A 16,382-nucleotide genomic window follows, 5' to 3' on the forward strand; every position below is an offset into this window, starting at 1 on the left:
CAAATTAAGGAGGGCTTTAACATGGGGATTAATTTACAAAAGGGACAGCGTGTAGATTTAACAAAAGGCAATGCTGGTTTAAATAAAATTAAAGTAGGCTTAGGATGGGATCCAGTAGGCCAAACAAAAAGTGGTGGCTTATTAGGTGGCTTATTTTCTAGTGGTAGATCAGGAGGCAGAGATGTTGACTGTGATTCATCAGTTTTAATGTTGCAAGATGATCGTATACTGGCAGGAGATGACGTCGTTTACTTCGGGAAATTATCAAGTAAATGCGGATCAGTTAAGCATTCTGGCGATAATTTAACAGGTGACGGTGCAGGTGATGATGAGGTCATTACAGTGGAGTTAGGAGCTGTGCCTGCACAATACAATAAATTAGTATTTGTTGTAAACATCTATGATGCGGCTGGTCGTAATCAACATTTCGGTATGATTCAAAATGCGTATATTCGCGTGTACGATGACAAGACAGGCAATGAATTAATTCGCTATAATTTAAGTGATGATTATTCGAATTTAACAACACTAGTTTGTGGTGAAATTTATCGTCACGGTAACGAGTGGAAATTTGCCGCTATTGGTAACGGTACAAATGATGTAAAACTTGGTGATGTAGTTCGAAGATATCAATAATTATAAATTATAAATTTGAGGAGGAATACAAATGGGTATTTCATTACAAAAAGGTCAAAAAGTTGATTTAACAAAAACAAATCCAGGATTATCAAATGTTATTGTAGGTTTAGGCTGGGATACGAATAAATACGATGGTGGACATGATTTTGATTTAGACTCTTCTATTTTTTTACTTGCTGATACAGGGAAAGTAGCAGACCAAAATGATTTTGTCTTCTACAACAATACTATCGGTGGTAATGGTTCTGTTGAACACTCTGGCGATAACTTAACAGGGATTGGTGAAGGGGATGACGAAATCGTTAAAGTTTCGTTAAATGAAGTACCTGCCCATGTGCAACGTCTAGCATTCACCGTTACAATCCATGATGCAGAAGCACGTAGTCAAAACTTTGGTATGGTATCGAACGCATTTATCCGCATTATTAATGCTGCGACGAATGAAGAAATCGTGCGCTATGATTTAGGTGAAGACTTTAGTATTGAAACAGCTGTTGTTGTCGGAGAACTATACCGTCACAATGGTGAATGGAAATTCAACGCAGTAGGTGCTGGATACCAAGGTGGTTTAGCGGCACTTTGTAATGATTATGGTTTAAACGTAAACTAACTTTTAACTTTATATGAGAAAGGGAGTTTCTTCTAATGGGTATTCAGTTAAGTAAAGGACAACGCATTGATTTAATGAAGCAAGACCCAGGCTTAAATAATGTAGGTATTGGTTTAGGTTGGGATGTTAAACAATTCGATGGAGGAAATGACTTTGACTTAGATGCATCTGTGTTTTTGTTAGATGCATCGGGAAAATGCCGTAATGAACAAGACTTTATTTTCTATAATAATTTAACAAGTCCAGACAAATCTGTTCAGCATATGGGTGATAACCGAACTGGTGTAGGTGATGGTGACGATGAAAAAATTCTTGTTAATTTAAAACAAGTGTCTCCTCAAATCGAAAAAATTGTTGTAACCGTGACAATTTATGATGCGGAAGGTCGCCGTCAAAACTTTGGACAAGTACTAAACGCTTATGTTCGATTAACGAACGAAGAATCCGGTTCAGAAGTACTTCGTTATGATTTAGGTGAAGATTTCAGCATAGAGACAGCGGTCGTATTTTGTGAGCTTTACCGACATAATGGGGAGTGGAAATTTGCTGCTGTTGGCTCTGGCTATCAAGGTGGTTTAGCTGCATTAATCAATGCTTATGGACTGCAATAATTAAAGTGCCGTTTATAACTAGATGGTTACGATTATGAATTGAATAGAGAAAGCGACGTAATGGAAGGCACTGTATTAGTCTGTATAAAACAGGTTGATGCAGTGTCTTTTTTACAAAATCATTCTTGAATGGGGAGAGAATTGGATGCAATATTTTGCAACAGAAGCGGAGACGATTTTTTATCAACAACCACGCAAATTTACGAAATTAGATTCACCTGATATTTTGTCCTATGCATTAGGTGCAACATTATATATGCCCGCGTCTATGCCTAACATTATTGACATGGTACAATCACAAAAATATCAAGAGTTAAAGTCACTTGTTATCGATTTAGAAGATGCAGTTGGGGATGCAGAGCTAACAAGCTGTGAAGAAAAAATTATAGAAGATATCAGTACGCTTTATACATTGTATCTTCAAAAGGATATTTTACTTGAAGATTTACCGCTTCTATTTATTCGTGTGCGTAGTGTTGAGCAATTTAAGCTTTTAACCTCTAAATTAGGAAAGCGTCAAGAAGTGATTACAGGCTATGTGTTTCCTAAATTTACAGCAGTACAAGGGAGAGCTTATTTTGAAATACTAGAGCAAACAATCGCACAGCATCAACTAACGTTATATGGGATGCCGATTTTAGAAAGTCATGACATTTTATATAAGGAGTCTCGCATAACAGCATTATTTGCGATTAAAGACGTACTTCGTCAATACAGAAAACGTGTACTAAATGTCCGTATTGGTGCGACCGATTTTTGTGGGATTTACGGAATTCGACGTAGAGTAGACGCAACCATTTACGATATTGCTGTTATTCGAGATTGCATTGCGGATATCGTCAATGTACTTGGGCGTGAAGAAGATGACTTTGTTATTTCCGGACCAGTTTGGGAGTATTTCAGCAATGAGCGTGTATTGAAGCCAACGCTAAGAGCCACTCCGTTCAGTGAACAAGGAGCGTTGTTTGCCCGTAAGGCACTACTCGATGATTATTTAGATGGCCTAATGAAGGAAGTGCTATTAGATCAACAAAATGGTATTTTGGGTAAAACGATTATTCATCCTAGCCATATTCGAATTGTTCATGCCTTGTATGTTGTTTCATATGAGGAGTATTTAGATGCCATCAGCATTGTTGAAAATAATAATGGGCAAAAGGGTGTTTTAAAAAGCCATTATGCCAATAAAATGAATGAAATGAAGCCACATATGAGATGGGCGCAGAAAATTTTACGCCAAGCATATATTTATGGTGTATACAATGAATCTGCAAATTTTGCCTCTCTTTTATTGAACACAACAGTAGGGGGAACAACGGATGACGAAGCTCGACAACAAGTTGAACATTATTCAGGATTATAAAATCGCAATAGAGATTACTGACAATCCTTATGATTTTGCTATAACAGATTTATTTAAAATGGCGACACGTATTAATAAAAAGAGACAGTTTTTATTTGTTAGTACAGTTCTTGGTAAGCATTTAGCAGTCCAGCCACAAGTACCGATACTGACAGGGGCTTTACTAGCTATGATGTATTATGAGCGATTGACAGGAAAAGAGCCTTTGTTAGTACAGTCTGTTGTACAGGCTATGCAAAATAGAGATAATGTGCAAGAGATTTTGCAGCAAGTGGAGGAACAAGGATTGGAACTAGCAGAAGACGTGCTATTTATTGGCTTTGCTGAAACAGCAACAGCGTTAGGGCATGCAGTATTTAATGTTTTTAAGTCTAATGCTACGTATATTCATACGACACGTGAACTAGTGCCAGAGCTTGAACCATTTGTGACATTTGAAGAAGAACATTCACATGCGACAAGTCATCGAGTATATTGCGAACAACCAGAAAAATTGCTACAAGCAAAACAGATTGTGCTTATTGATGATGAAATAACGACGGGCAATACAGTAGTAAATATTATCGAAACCTTGCAACGAAAATTCCCTCATGTCCAACGCTACTCGGTATTATCAATTTTAGATTGGCGTTCATCTAAACAACGAGCAATGTTTGCTCAGTTAGAAGCGCAATGGGGGATAACAATAGATTTTGTAGCTATTATGTCTGGGCACTTTACTTGTGAGGGTACACCGCTTTTAACGAGCAACCAAGTAGCAGCAACATTACAGCAAACAGCTGACATAGCTTTGCTTTCAGTGGACGAGGTAGTCGAACAAAAACAGTACCATTCGATCGCTGAAAATGGCGTTATCAATAGAGCGCCATACATGTTAGCGACAGGTCGATTCACGATAACAGCCGAGCAGCATGTTGCGCAAAAGAAAACATTGCAAGCCATCGCGGCTCAATTACGAGCACTTCGTACAGGTGGTCCAGCACTTGTCATTGGAACAGGTGAATTTATGTATGTGCCGATGCAAATAGCGACTTGTTTAGGACAGGAAGTATATTTTCAATCAACAACACGTAGTCCCATTTATTGTGCAGATGACCCTTCCTACACAATTACTGATAAAATAGCTTTCGAAAGTCCAGAAAATAATGGTGTCGAAAATTACTTATACAACTTACATAGTCATCCGTATTCGGAACTTTTTTTAGTCATAGAACGTATAGCCAATCAAGAGGTCGTTGCAAAGACAGTGCAAGCATTGAAGGCAGTGAGTAACGCAAATATTTACGTTATTTGTATGCACGACTGGAGGACTATATAATGCATGAAATAAAACAGCCAGATAAAATGGGAAGCTATTCTTCAGAAGATGTTGTGTTTTTGCTACGAGATATTAGTAACATAAGCTTAGAAATAGATAATGAACAGCGAGAACGACTTATTCAATCGGGGACACATTATTCAGAAATGTTGCCTGTAGAATATCTTCCTTCCGAAGCGTACATGACGTTGTTTTATCAAACATTGGAAGACTATGCAGAACGCATTGCACTAGCTGTTGGTGTGGTGGCACAGCAAATTGTAGCACGTCAAGGTTTAGAGCATTTAGTGCTTGTTAGTCTAGCGAGAGCAGGAACGCCAATAGGTATTTTAATTAAACGATATATAAAAATGCATTATAACGTCAGCGTTCCGCATTATACGATATCGATTCTTCGTGGTCGTGGTATTGATGAGACTGCTATTCGATATATATTTACTCAGCACCCACATGCGCGCATTCAATTTATTGATGGTTGGACAGGAAAAGGGGCCATAACAAGGGAATTACAACAAGCGTGCGCAAGCTATAATGAACAAAATATTCAACAACTAGATGCTACATTAGCGGTGCTTGCTGATCCTGGACATTGTGCAGCCATTTATGGCACGCGAGCAGATTTCTTAATACCTTCCGCATGTTTAAATTCAACGGTTTCAGGTTTAGTGAGCCGTACGGTATGGAATGAGCAGTTTATGGATGGCACTGATTTTCATGGGGCGAAATATTATAAAGAACTACAAGATGCCGACGTATCCAATTTCTATATAGACCGTATCAGTGCCCATTTTACACAAGTACAGAAGGATGTAGCGCAACAACTTTGTGAGCGAACATCATCTGCTATTACATGGCAAGGAATGGAGTCGGTTGTGGCTATTCAACAACAGTATGGCATTACCAATCATCATCTTGTAAAACCGGGCGTGGGCGAAACAACGCGCGTCTTACTTCGAAGAGTTCCGTGGAAAATTTTAGTTAACCCAACATATGTACAGGAATTGGCGCACATTTTACTGTTAGCCAAAGAAAAAAATGTTCAAATTGAAGAATATCCACAAATGTCCTATGCATGCTGTGGTTTAATAAAAGAAGTGTAGAGGAGAGAAGACATGCTACTATTTACATCAGATTTAGATCGTACGCTTATTTACTCCCAGCGCATGATGGAGAAATTCCCATCGAAAACAGCACCGATTATAGCCGAACGAAAAGAGGGAGTGGGACTTAGTATGATGACGGAAGTTACGATGTCATTATTGCAGCAAGTCCACCAACAAACTTTATTCGTACCAGTTACAACACGAGCAGTGCATCAATATGAACGTATCCATGTTATAAAAGAATTGCGTCCTACTTTTGCAATTACGAGCAATGGCGGTACAATAATAGAACAAGGACATCCTAATAAGGAATGGTCGAAAATATTACGTAAACGAATAGAAGATTCCTCTATTCCAAAGGCGGATTTGCTACGTAAATTTAATAGCTACCAATCAGATGAATGGCTACAACAATCGTTTTTTGTTGATGAGCTATTTTATGTCCATTATGTCGATGTCAATATTATACAGGATGTCGAAGTGCAAGCAATGATTCAAGAGTTTGCAGTCCATGGTTGGCACGTCTTGCTGCAAGGAAGAAAATTATATTTTTTGCCAAAAGTGCTTACAAAAGAAGCTGCAATCTCGTATTTGAAGGAGCATTGTACATATAATATGCACGTGGCGGCAGGCGATTCCATAATGGATTACGGCATGCTCGCTATTGCTGATAAAGGCTATACACCAAACCACGGCGATTTAAAAGACAAACAACCACAAATACTAAAGAACACAATGTATTCGCCTTATAACGGTGAAGCTTTTACGAAATATTTACTCGAAGATGTTTTACAATTGGCCAATAAGCAACCAATTGTGTAAGTATGATGTAAGGAGGTGACGCTTGTATGCAAACAGTCACAATTGAATCTGTTTTAGAAAGAGATTCTTATGATTGGCTACAAGCCTTCCAAGATTCAGCGAACGTGCGAACAGTTTATGAGGTGACACCACAACAAATCCGTTTTAGTCGTATCGCTGTTCGTATATTGGGCGTACCGATTGAAGAAGATGATTATTTTAATTCCTTATATACAATGTCCCAAAATCCCAATGTTCATATATTAAGTGAAGAATTAAATAAACATATTGAGCAAAAGGATTTTCAAGCATTGCAAACGATTTTAGAGCAACATCAGCAATCCCCTAAAGGCTTGTCTATAAATCGATTGATTGCCATGATGTATGGTCATCAACTCATTCCTAAGCACGATGATGCTTCAATGAATCGTCATTTACAGCTAGTGACAATGCGTGTAGTGGAACGCTTCCGAGAGCAGCAATCACTCGGTTTACTTGCCAATGATTTCCGACGCTTTTTAATAGATATGGTCAAGTGGCTAAAAAATCATTGGATTCAGTGGACAAAAACGATGAAGCCGACAGATGATTTTCCTAAGGTTGTTTGGTATGGTGAGACAACAATGAGTCAGCGCTATTTTCTTCTATTACTAATGGAGCTGGGCTGTGATGTGTTAATCTTCCATCCATCAGCGATTGATGAGTTTGCAACAGTAGATCCTACTGATGCATTTTCTGTTTCGTACGCCTACGTAAGTCAAACAGCGTTACAGCCCTTTCCTGATAAATTACGAGAACGTCAAGCAACTGTTGGCTATAGTTCTAGCCAACATTACGAGCATTTAATGCATGACCATCAATCGGGTGTTTATCGACCTTGGCAATTTAAAGATCATATGCCACAATCATTAACATTACGCATGACCTATGATGATATTTTTATTTATGCTAACGAAAAGGCAATGGTTCGTCCGAAATTTGAGGCTCTCCGAGATAAAGTAATTATTCCCGTTATTTTCGCCAAAATTAGCGGTGTTTCTAGTAGACGTGAAGAGTACTGGGCCAATATGCATCAGTTGCTAGCTAGCCCGCAAACTGTTTTTGTACAGGAATTTCCGTATGCTAAAACGAGCAGAGCGAATTTCCATTTTCACTATAAACATTGTTTAGTAAATGGTGAGCTATCTACGGAGCGCATCTTGCAAAGTGATTGGTGGCAATATGGGGAGTTAACACTGGAGTTACAACAAGCCATTGCTCATACGATTAAAACTTCTTGTGAACAGCCATTGCTTAAACGACAACCTAATGAGTCGCCCTATGATTTGCAATTATTTTTATTTAAGCAAATGACGATGATTCCAAAGGAAATATTGCGCCTGTTACAAAGCTTTGACTATGCTCAGGAAGTACCAAAGTTGGTGCTCTATCAAGCACCTCAGCAACCGACATTAACCCGCGAAGATATTGCATTATTTGCATTTTTAAATCGCTTTGGTGTGGATATTATTTTCTACAATCCAACAGGAAAGCTTGATTTAGAAAAGCATTTGCTAGAGGATACGTTTGATGGGCATCGTTTAGAGCATATGGTGTTTGACTTACAATTTGAAGAGCCAAAGCAGCAAAAGTCAAAACCGGATAAAATGATTAAAAAATTGTTTAACCGTTTCTTCTGACTGCTTGGAAAGGAGGAACTTGATGTCAAATAGCGCAATAACTATAGAACGATTGACAGCTGAAACCGCAGATCTTACAAAACATCAGCTGTGTCAAAGTCCTGAAGTTCAGCATATTGCCAATCATATTAATGTGAAAAATAAAATAGAACTAACAGAGCTTGGTAAAGAGCCTGCCATTAAGCTTTCGCGATTCTCTGATCAAATATTAAAAACAATTGCCCATTCAAAAGTAAATGAATCGAATGACTTATTAAAGCAGCTTGAAGCCTTGATGGATCAATTCGATAAAAAAGAAGTGATGGAGCAACAAAGTTTCTTTAGCAAACTGTTTAAACGAGCACCAAGGAATAAAGAAGATTTGTATGCAAAATATAATCGTCTTGGTAGAGATATCGAAAAAATCCATTATCAATTCGTTCTAATGGAAGATGCATTGGCGAATGATAATCGGATGCTTGCTCGTTTATATAACGAAAATTTGACATACTATTTGGAGCTTGAAAAATATATTATAGCAGCAGAAATGAAGCTAGATGAAATCAAGACAACATTAATGCCGATGTATGAAAAACAAAGTGAAGCAGGAAATCAAATCGCTAAAATGGAGCTTACAACGTTACAAGCGATTGCTGAAACACTTGCCCAAAAAATTGATGAGCTTGAGAAATCGCGTATGGTAGCTATTTTAGGGGCAACACAAATGGATATGCTACGCAATGGCAATAGCGCATTAATGGAGCAAATAAACGGAGCTTTTGTCACGACCATTCCTGTATTTAAGATGGGGATTATGAATGCAGTAAATGAAAAACGCCAACAGCTACAAGATAAATCGGCAGCCGCTTTTGAAAAACGTATGAAACAATATGGTGAAACAAACAGCAATGCTGTTGCGCAGAGTATAATGCATGCCCAACAAAATGAGCCGACGTTGACGCTCGAAGAAATGTGGGAGACAATCATTACTGGTATTGCAAGTTACCGTCAACTACGCGCCGAACAAACAACAAAGCGCCAACAAATAGAGCAGCAACTAACTAAAGCTTAACAATAATTGTGTGAGTGACTGGCACTTAGCAAAAAGCCGCAACCTCCGCTGTCACGCGGATTGTTGCGGCTTTTATTTGCGTTGTTGGGGGAAATTGTGTGAGTGACTGGCACTTAAATTGGCACTTAAATTAAATAAATTCTTCTTCAATTTCTAAGTTGATTTCTTCACCATGATGGCTTTGGTATGACACAATGAGCGTATCCAAATGTTCTAAGTTTTCTTCGTAATCTAGAATACGCGATAAAATATAAAGGAGATGATAGCTAGAAAATTCCGTATCTCCTTCTGCGTGTGCATAGGTTATTTGATTGATGAAAATTTCCATTAACTGATTGCGCTGAATGTAGTCGATATGCTTACTCCATTCTGAATGCTCAGGTTTTAATTTTCCTGTATATTTCAGTAACAGTTGCTCATGGTAGGTAAGCAGGAAGTCCAGTCGTTCTTGAATCATTAAATGAAATTGAGTCGGCAGTTGTGCCAATTCATTTTCATGCTTATGCAGCCGTTGTAACAATTCTAAACTTTTTTTAGAAGTTGTAATCATTTGGCGATAAACAACTAATTTCCGTGCTTTAACAAATTTTTTATTTTTAAAGTAATTGCGTTCTTCCTTAAAAAAATCATAGAGTGTGTCCACACGCATCATACGGTCTTTAAATTTGCTTAAAGCAGTTTTAGTAGACGTGTGTTCAGAGGCTTGACGAACAGCTAAACGCGTCCAGCGGATAATGTCATCCTGTAAAAAGTAAATTTTGCGGAAAAGTTTTACTTCGTATTTAGGTGGCAAAAACACAAGGTTGACGACAAATGCTGCTAAAACCCCAACTAAAATGGTAAGAAAGCGGATAAGACCGAAAGTCAGAAAGTCATCGCCTTGAATTTCCATAATAGCTACAACAGATACAAGTGCTAAGGAAAGAGACTTTTCAAGCTTGAACTTTAACATTATGCCGATTGCTGTAATGACTGCAATGCCAACAGCCACAACGTGATGGCCGAAAAGTAAACCGAAAATAACTGCAATGGAAGCTCCTATAACGTTGGCTTGAACTTGCTCAACAATCGTTTGATAGGAGCGATAAATTGACGGTTGAATGGCAAAGATTGCTGCGATTCCAGCAAAAACTGGAGACGGTAATTGCAGGAGCTCAGCAACAAATAACGCAAAGACAATAGCTACACCAGTTTTAAATACACGGGCACCTAATTTCATAAAAAAATCGATGTCCTTTCTGTCTAAAATTTTTAACTTGCTTCAGCAGCAGTTCACCACTTCAATAACAGTGGACAATCATGTTTATACACTGGCTTCAGTAAATTTAAACATCTACTCAATCAAGTTAAAGACCCCGCGGATGTCACAGATTTTTACTTGAGCTTTTCGGGATAGACTCAAAAAACTGGACGTATTTACACCGAGGGAATGAATGCTTCTTTACATTATAGAAGGAAGTTTCTATAAAATACATAGATTTGTATAACAGGATAAAAAAAAGACGACGCTCAAATGAGTGTCGCCTTTTTTGTTTCTATTAAAGCTGTGAAAATGCATAGTCGACAGCTTCGATTGTTTCACGAATATCTGCTTCTGTATGCTCTGTAGTTAAAAACCATGCTTCATATTTTGATGGAGCAAGGTTAATACCTTGGTTAAGCATTAATTTAAAGAATCGACCGAAAATTTCTCCGTCACTGCTTTCTGCTTGCTCATAGTTTTCAACTTTTACATCTGTAAAGTAAATTGTTAGTGCACCTTTTAGACGATTTAAAGTAATTGTGACACCGTGTTTTTTGGCTGCAGTTAAAATACCATCTTCTAAAATAGCACCAAGACGATCCATTTCATCGTAAATACCTGGAGTTGCTAATACTTCTAGACATGCTATACCAGCTTGCATCGATGCTGGATTTCCTGCCATTGTCCCTGCTTGATATGCTGGTCCAAGTGGGGCAACGGTATCCATAATTTCTTTGCGACCACCGTATGCACCGATAGGTAAACCACCACCAATGACTTTTCCTAATGCAGTAAGGTCAGGCGTTAATCCAAGTAGTGTTTGTGCGCCACCGTAATGGAAACGGAATGCAGTAATTACCTCGTCATAAATCGTCAGTGCTCCTTTTTCTTTGGCTGTAGCGTGCACTAACTCCAAAAATCCAGTGTTTGGTTCCACAATACCGAAGTTACCGACAATGGGCTCTATTAAAATAGCAGCGATTTCATCGCCCCATGCATCCATCGCTTCAGTAAAAGCTTGTGGATTATTAAATGGTACAGTAATCACTTCTTCAGCAGTCGCAGTCGTTACACCTGCTGAGTCTGGTGTGCCTAATGTAGCTGGGCCAGAACCTGCAGCTACTAATACTAAATCAAAGTGACCGTGGTAACAGCCAGCGAATTTCATAATTTTTGTACGGCCAGTATAAGCACGAGCAACACGAATCGTTGTCATGACCGCTTCTGTACCAGAGTTATTAAAACGTACTTTATCCATTGAAGGAATAGCTTCTTTTAGCATTTTTGCGAAAGTTACTTCATATTCAGTCGGTGTCCCAAATAATGTACCGTTTTCAGCAGCATGAGAAATTGCTTTCGCAATATGCGGATGACCATGCCCTGTAACAATTGGACCGTATGCAGCTAAATAGTCAATATAACGGTTGCCGTCAACATCCCAGAAATAAGCTCCTTTTCCTCGGGCCATTGCAACAGGGGAGCCACCACCTACTGCTTTATAAGAACGAGAAGGGCTGTTCACACCACCAACGATATGCAAAAGCGCTTCTTCGTGTACTGCTTCTGATTTTGAGTGATTCATTAATATTGCCTCCTAAGTCATTATACTTTATCTATTGTAGACCTATCAGTGTAAGAAATCCAAAGAAAATAAGGGATATGACTTGATTTGTGACTTAGAGTAAAATAAGACATGCAAAGGAGGAGTTTAATATGACTTTAGTAGAAGGACAGAAAGCACCGGATTTTTCACTTGTTAATGACAAGGGGGAGCAAGTGCAATTAGCAGATTTCAGAGGCAAATATGTTATTTTGTATTTTTATCCGAAAGATATGACACCAGGTTGTACGACAGAGGCTTGTGATTTCCGTGATAAGCACGATGACTTTAGTCAGTTGAATGCAGTTGTATTAGGTGTGAGCCCTGATGATGCTCAAAAGCATACGAAATTTATTGATAAGCATGGGTTGCCATTTTCTCTTTTAGTGGATGAGGATCACGCTGTGGCTGAGGCTTATGGTGTATGGGTCTTGAAAAAAATGTATGGACGTGAATATATGGGAATTGAACGTTCTACTTTTTTAATTGATACGGAAGGTAAGCTTGTAAAGGTATGGCGCAAAGTGCGTGTGAAAAATCATATTGAAGAAGTTTATGCTTTTTTAGCCAAGCAGGAGGAGCAGTAATGAGAATCTATTTTACGTTTGAGCCAAGACCAGATTTACGTAAACCGTTAGTAGAGGAATTCCCACAATGTGATTTTGTATTTGAAAATGGTTTATCTACGGATGAATTACAAAAAGCAGACGTACTGGTTACATATGGTGAAGATTTAAACGATGCCAATATACAGTATGCTACCAAACTAAAGTGGATTTTTGTTGCTTCGGCAGGTGTAGAGAAAATGCCAGCACAAGCCATTATGGATCGGGATATTTTAGTATCTAATGTGCGAGGGATTCATAAAACACCGATGGCCGAGTCAATACTTGCTCATATTTTAGCCATTAAGCGTGCATTGCCATGGATGTATGAGCAACAAAAGAAAAGTGAATGGTCGAAAAAAGGAAAGCAAACGGAATTACGAGATAGTACAGCACTTATTTTAGGACCGGGTGCCATTGGATCGGAAGTAGGTCGGTTACTACAAGCGTTTGGGGTAACAACAATAGGCTGTAACCGTTCGGGCAATGCAGCACCTTATATGGATGAGATGGTGAATTTCGCTAAGTTAACAGAAGCTTTGCCTAAGGCGGATATCGTACTTTCTGTCTTACCGAAAACACCAGATACTACGCACTTATTGAAGGATGAGCATTTTAATGCAATGAAAAACGATGCCATTTTCATGAATTTTGGTCGTGGAAATTTGGTAGATGAGAAAGTTCTTATTCGTGCTATTGAAGCGGGTGAGATTGGTTATGCCGTATTAGATGTGTTTGAAGAAGAACCACTTAGTGCAAACAATCCTTTATGGTCATACTCGAATGTAATTGTTTCACCACATGTTTCAAGTCATTCTTCACGTTATGTAGAGCGTAGCTTAGCTATTTTTAAGCCAAGTTTGACGAAATGGTTGGATGGAGATACCGCTTTAGAAAATGTTATGGATTTGTCGAGGGGTTATTAAATTGTAATTTAATTTAGATGACGCATAGGCGAATGTTGACAGATGTTAGCTTAATTCGATACACTAATTGTAACAATTATAAATTAATAATACTTATGAAAAGGGGTGCATGACGATGTCTATACCGCATTTACAGGATGCACTTGACACGTTAAAAACAACTGGTGTACGCATTACTCCTCAGCGTCATGCTATTTTAGAATATTTAATTCAATCGATGACACATCCAACTGCCGATGAAATTTATAAAGCACTTGAAGGGAAATTTCCGAATATGAGTGTAGCAACTGTCTACAATAATTTACGAGTTTTCCGGGAAGTAGGATTAGTGAAAGAGTTGACGTATGGGGATGCTTCTAGCCGTTTTGATTTTGTGACCAACGATCACTATCATATGATTTGTGAATGCTGTGGTAAGATTGTCGATTTCCATTACCCAGGTTTAGATGAAATCGAACACTTCGCTTCTCAAGTAACAGACTTTGATGTGCATTCACACCGTCTAGAAATATACGGCACATGTCCAGCTTGTAAAGATGTTGAAGCGAAAGTACAGTAAATTTCTTGTGGTCTTTGGGTTTTAATAAGGTTAAGAGTGAATAATTTAAAGAGGCAAGTGGGCGTTTTGCTCGCTTGCTTTTTATTGTGGAGTGGCGAAAATTACTTTAAAAAGCCGAAATATTCACGATATTAATAGCGTGATGAAAATTGACAAGGTGTTGATGGTTCAAAAAACTGCTGTGTTGATATAGCAACTTTGTATTAACAGTAACTAGAGAGGAGGGATTGAATGAATGTACAATTAGGGAGTAGTAATTACTTTAGTACATTGAAAAAAGAAGAGCGTTTATCGGAGGATTTATTTTTAGTAAAGAAAAGAAAAGCAACATATGAAATAAGAAAAGAGGATGGTTATATACGTCATATAGTCACGAAAGAAAATGGGGAAAAGGTCGTTGTAAGAGAAGTGAAAATATCAAAGCAAGAAGAAAAAGAACATTCTTTTGGTGACATAAACGATATGATTGCACAAAAATTAGTAGACCAAATGATAAAATCATTCGATGACAGACAGAACCAACAAAAATTTTTAAAAACAGGCATAGCTGGTTTAAAAGAAAAACAAATTACTAAATATATAGTGAGTATATAATTGGTAGCGGTGATTAACCTAAATTACAACAATAACAAAAAATCCTAGCTCTTGAGGACTAGGATTTTTTTGCTTTGTTATTATAAGATTGGTCGAACTCTTTTCCTTCAAGTGTAGGATCAAGAGTTAACGGTTCATTGCAGTACATGCACATATCAACTCGACCTAAAACTTTCGTATGCTTATGACAATTTGGGCATTCTACTTGAACGGCTCTTGTAGAGAGAAGGCCAATCCAAGCATAGACAACTGTACTACCAATAATACATAGTAAACCAAGTGTCATGAAGATTAAGACAAGGATGGGATTGTTTTTAAAGAATATCCCCCCATACATAACAACAAAGCCGATAAAAATAAGTGCTAATGCGAATGAACGGATTTTATTAATTTTACTTTTGTAAGGTTTCATACAATATCTTGCCTCCCAATCTAAAATCTACTATAACATATAAGAACGAAGTATTTTAGCTTTGAGTAGGAGTCAAAGAAGGAATAGTTTTAGAGTATGTCGAAATTTTAACGAAATAAAGGTCTTACAATAAATAGAGGAGGGCTGAACATGGAGCAAGTATTGCGTCCTATATATCAAGAACGCGCGAGTCAGTCTAATACATTAGGTGTTATTTTAATGGAGAAACGTGAAGAGCAAAGTAATGTTACTGACACATTTGATACGGTATTACTAATTATCGTGAAAGAAGCGGATCAGCCTGTTTATACAAAGCACTACCTATATGAGGGAAATAAGGTAGCCTTACATACTGTTACAGAAAAATTGTTACGGAAGTGGTTACTAATCGGCTCTAATAAGAAAGTCGTTGATTGGATTTTCTTTGGGAGAGTGTTGTTTGATCGCAATGAGTTCCTTCATAAACTAAAAATTGAACTGCAAGAGTTTCCGTTTAGTGGTCGGAAAATTAAAACGGGTATTCAATTCTCAAAGTTAATTCGTCGTTACTTAGAAGGAAAAGAATATTTTGATAAGGGTAGTTACCTAGATGCATACAATCATGTAGTAGATTCCTTGCATCATTTAGGGCGATTGTCCATTATAGATAGTGGGTTGTATCCAGAAGTTACGGTGTGGGCACAAGTGAAAAAAATTGAACCAGCCATTTACAAGCTTTACGAAGAACTTGTTATGAGCAGTGAACCAATTGAAAAGCGTTTAGAGCTTCTATTTTTAGCAAGTGAGTTTTTGATTCATTCACGTACACATGACGGAGCGCAACATATATTAGAAGTAATGCAAACAAAAGAGTCATGGACTATACAGGAATTACATGATCACCAAGAGCTTGTAAACTATTCCGTTGACTTAGAAGTATTCGTAGAATATTTAGTGGGGAAAGGCTACATTCTAATTGACCCTGTCGTTGCAAAAAGTGAAATGATATTTCATCGACATTATAAGGTGAATAAAGAGTCTATAGAATTTGAATAAACCTTGTAGTATGCTAGTAATCGAGGTATAAAAATGTACCTCGATATTTTTTTAAAAAAAGTGTTGACGTTTAATATAATGATATTGTATTATATTAATTGTCGCTAAGACGTAACAGAAACACTCGGAAAAATCAGTGAAAAAAACTTTTAAAAAGTTGTTGACACAAATTGAGTGAGATGTTAATATAAAGAAGTCGCTGAAAAACGACGAAACAAAATGAACCTTGAAAA

The 16,382-nt window shown here is 37.7% G+C and carries 17 protein-coding genes; 14 read left to right on the forward strand and 3 right to left on the reverse strand.

What is annotated here, in order from left to right; genetic code table 11:
• The first annotated feature begins 21 nt into the window (after positions 1-21).
• From FC748_RS19065 to FC748_RS19105, 9 genes are all read left to right on the forward strand, one after another.
• Entirely contained in the window at positions 22-636 is a 615-nt protein-coding gene (locus tag FC748_RS19065) for a TerD family protein (RefSeq protein ID WP_024364557.1), read from the forward strand.
• A 31-nt stretch (positions 637-667) separates the two neighbouring features.
• A complete protein-coding gene (locus FC748_RS19070; protein WP_025220602.1) occupies positions 668-1,249 on the forward strand; it encodes a TerD family protein in 582 nt (193 codons plus the stop codon).
• A gap of 35 nt (positions 1,250-1,284) precedes the next feature.
• Positions 1,285-1,860 carry a TerD family protein gene (locus FC748_RS19075; protein WP_025220601.1) on the forward strand — a complete coding sequence of 192 codons (576 nt, stop codon included), beginning with the start codon at positions 1,285-1,287 and terminating at the stop codon, positions 1,858-1,860.
• 145 nt (positions 1,861-2,005) lie between these two features.
• Positions 2,006-3,223 (forward strand): HpcH/HpaI aldolase/citrate lyase family protein, encoded by a 1,218-nt coding sequence (locus FC748_RS19080; protein ID WP_025220600.1) that lies wholly within the window; start codon positions 2,006-2,008, stop codon positions 3,221-3,223.
• Positions 3,180-4,541: a phosphoribosyltransferase family protein gene (locus tag FC748_RS19085; RefSeq protein ID WP_108031109.1), complete on the forward strand. Its 1,362-nt coding sequence runs from the start codon at positions 3,180-3,182 to the stop codon at positions 4,539-4,541. Before FC748_RS19080 ends, FC748_RS19085 begins: the two co-directional genes overlap by 44 nt.
• The gene (locus FC748_RS19090) at positions 4,541-5,641 is read left to right on the forward strand and encodes a cysteine protease StiP family protein (RefSeq protein ID WP_108031108.1); all 1,101 of its coding nucleotides are present in this window, start codon (positions 4,541-4,543) and stop codon (positions 5,639-5,641) included. Before FC748_RS19085 ends, FC748_RS19090 begins: the two co-directional genes overlap by 1 nt.
• 12 nt (positions 5,642-5,653) lie before the next feature.
• A complete protein-coding gene (locus FC748_RS19095; protein WP_108031107.1) occupies positions 5,654-6,466 on the forward strand; it encodes an HAD family hydrolase in 813 nt (270 codons plus the stop codon).
• Between the two features lie 26 nt (positions 6,467-6,492).
• Positions 6,493-8,124: a YceG family protein gene (locus FC748_RS19100; RefSeq protein WP_024364564.1), complete on the forward strand. Its 1,632-nt coding sequence runs from the start codon at positions 6,493-6,495 to the stop codon at positions 8,122-8,124.
• A 22-nt stretch (positions 8,125-8,146) separates the two neighbouring features.
• A complete protein-coding gene (locus FC748_RS19105) occupies positions 8,147-9,175 on the forward strand; it encodes a toxic anion resistance protein (RefSeq protein ID WP_108031106.1) in 1,029 nt (342 codons plus the stop codon).
• Positions 9,176-9,305: 130 nt separating this feature from the next.
• On the opposite strand, the gene FC748_RS19110 is transcribed toward FC748_RS19105, so the two are convergent.
• Entirely contained in the window at positions 9,306-10,394 is a 1,089-nt protein-coding gene (locus FC748_RS19110) for an FUSC family protein (protein ID WP_108031105.1), read from the reverse strand.
• Between the two features lie 319 nt (positions 10,395-10,713).
• Entirely contained in the window at positions 10,714-12,000 is a 1,287-nt protein-coding gene (locus FC748_RS19115) for a glutamate-1-semialdehyde 2,1-aminomutase (protein ID WP_024364567.1), read from the reverse strand.
• Between the two features lie 131 nt (positions 12,001-12,131).
• Here FC748_RS19115 and bcp point away from each other — a divergent pair, with 131 nt between their 5' ends.
• The 4 genes from bcp (at position 12,132) to FC748_RS19135 (ending at position 14,702) form a co-directional block, all read left to right on the forward strand.
• Positions 12,132-12,605 (forward strand): thioredoxin-dependent thiol peroxidase, encoded by a 474-nt coding sequence (bcp, locus tag FC748_RS19120; protein WP_024364568.1) that lies wholly within the window; start codon positions 12,132-12,134, stop codon positions 12,603-12,605.
• Complete coding sequence (locus tag FC748_RS19125) at positions 12,605-13,549, forward strand: D-2-hydroxyacid dehydrogenase (protein WP_024364569.1); 945 nt, start codon at positions 12,605-12,607, stop codon at positions 13,547-13,549. The genes bcp and FC748_RS19125 overlap by 1 nt, the downstream gene beginning before the upstream one ends.
• Before the next feature lie 115 nt (positions 13,550-13,664).
• Positions 13,665-14,108, forward strand: coding sequence for a peroxide-responsive transcriptional repressor PerR (gene perR / locus FC748_RS19130; RefSeq protein ID WP_024364570.1), 444 nt, complete (start codon positions 13,665-13,667; stop codon positions 14,106-14,108).
• 231 nt (positions 14,109-14,339) lie between these two features.
• On the forward strand, positions 14,340-14,702 hold the full coding sequence (locus FC748_RS19135) for a hypothetical protein (RefSeq protein ID WP_024364571.1): 363 nt from the start codon (positions 14,340-14,342) through the stop codon (positions 14,700-14,702).
• Positions 14,703-14,760: 58 nt separating this feature from the next.
• Here the strand turns inward: FC748_RS19135 and FC748_RS19140 are convergent, their stop codons facing one another.
• Positions 14,761-15,114: a YgzB family protein gene (locus tag FC748_RS19140; protein ID WP_024364572.1), complete on the reverse strand. Its 354-nt coding sequence runs from the start codon at positions 15,112-15,114 to the stop codon at positions 14,761-14,763.
• Between the two features lie 150 nt (positions 15,115-15,264).
• Between FC748_RS19140 and FC748_RS19145 the strand changes: the two genes are divergently transcribed.
• Entirely contained in the window at positions 15,265-16,149 is an 885-nt protein-coding gene (locus tag FC748_RS19145) for a nucleotidyltransferase-like protein (protein ID WP_024364573.1), read from the forward strand.
• Positions 16,150-16,382 lie beyond the last annotated feature (233 nt).

The sequence above is a fragment of the Lysinibacillus sphaericus genome (assembly GCF_005217585.1).
Classification (GTDB): Bacteria; Bacillota; Bacilli; order Bacillales_A; family Planococcaceae; genus Lysinibacillus; species Lysinibacillus sphaericus.